The sequence below is a fragment of the Blautia sp. MSK18_10 genome, from assembly GCF_020553185.1.
Taxonomy (GTDB): domain Bacteria; phylum Bacillota; class Clostridia; order Lachnospirales; family Lachnospiraceae; genus Blautia_A; species Blautia_A wexlerae.
On sequence record NZ_JAJCGT010000103.1, the window covers coordinates 1 to 1,565 of the forward strand.

Annotated in this window: 1 protein-coding gene; it reads left to right on the forward strand. The window is 33.5% G+C overall.

Annotated elements, in window-relative coordinates:
* Window positions 1-127: 127 nt before the first annotated feature.
* Entirely contained in the window at window positions 128-1,444 is a 1,317-nt protein-coding gene (locus LI074_RS16975; RefSeq protein WP_243104612.1) for an IS4 family transposase, read from the forward strand.
* Window positions 1,445-1,565: the final 121 nt, after the last annotated feature.

Below are 1,565 nucleotides of genomic sequence, written 5' to 3' on the forward strand. Positions count from 1 at the left end.
CAATGTCATTAACTTAAAAGCAGAAGATATTTATTCCTAAAAGGATTAGATATCTTCTGCTTTTTTTGATATGCTTATATTGTAAAAAGAAGCCATGAACCTGCTCAAAAAAAGGATGTGATTATGCATGAAACATTCTCAGAAACGTACATTCATGGATATAGAAAAAATGAGTTCTGATGAATTTAAGGCATTTTGCCGATTAGGTAATAAAAATCATTTTACCAGAATCCGAAAAATGCCTCTTCAGGATCTTCTTTTCACAATGATAAACAGAAAGGGGCTGACGTTGGCATTGGAACTGAGAAATTATATGAAACTTGCTCATCCTGGTGTGTCTATTTCAAAACCAGGATATCTGAAACAGCGTATGAAACTTAATCCAGATGCTTTTTTGGAATTGTATAAATATCATAACCGTAACTTTTATGCAGATTCCACCTTTTCAACTTACAAAAATCATTTAATATTAGCTGCTGACGGCTCAGATATTAATATTCCTACCACTACTGAAACACTGAAACTGTATGGTTCTGCAAGCCGAAAAAACACAAAACCCCAAGCACAAATAGGATTAGGCTGTATTTATGATGTAATGAATCGTATGATACTGGAAAGTGACTGTAATAAGGTGAAATTTGATGAAATGCGCCTGGCCGAAAAACAGATGGAACGAATACCGGAAACAATAGGTAACATTCCCTATATTATTATCATGGACAGAGGCTATCCTTCTACGCCAGCGTTTATACATATGATGGATAAGGATCTTAAGTTTATCGTACGTTTAAAAAGCAGTGATTACAAAAAAGAGCAAAGCAGTTTAACAGAAAATGATCAACTGGTTAAAATAAAACTTGATAAATCAAGAATCAGACATTACGAGGGGACGCCGGATGGAGAACGTATGAAAGAACTGGGTGAAATTTCATTGCGTATGGTAAAGATCCTATTAGAAAATGGAAATCTGGAAGTTTTAGCTACAAATCTTTCACAAACGGAATTTCATACAGAAGAAATAAAAGAATTATATCATATGAGGTGGGGAATAGAGACTGCGTATGAAACACTAAAGAATCGGTTGCAGTTAGAAAATTTTACAGGTACAAAACCTATTCTGTTATTACAAGATATATACAGCACCATATATCTGAGCAATTTAGTCGAAGATATCATATTAGACGCAGAGCGTGAACTGGATCAGAAGGAAACAAACAGAAAACATAAAATGATGATCAATCAGACAGTTAGTATTGGAATCTTAAAAAACGATCTGATTTATATACTTCTTGAAACGGATAATCAAAAGAAAAATATATTATTTCAGCAAATATATGAAGACATCAGTAAGAATCTGGTTCCTATTCGTCCTGATCGGCATTATACCAGAACGAAAGGGCGGTTAGCAGGGAAATATTCAAATACTCATAAAAGAGCATACTAATCTAGAAAATACGAGTACAAAGAGAAGGGGATAAGTATGCCCATATAAAAAAACAAAAAGCAGGAATCATAGTTTTATAAATACTTACGATTTCTGCTTTTTGCTAAAGTTAATGACATTG

Coding starts and splice junctions, on each gene's coding strand:
- LI074_RS16975 (WP_243104612.1), top strand. CDS start 128: ATGAAACATTCTCAGAAACGTACATTCATGGATATAGAAAAAATGAGT.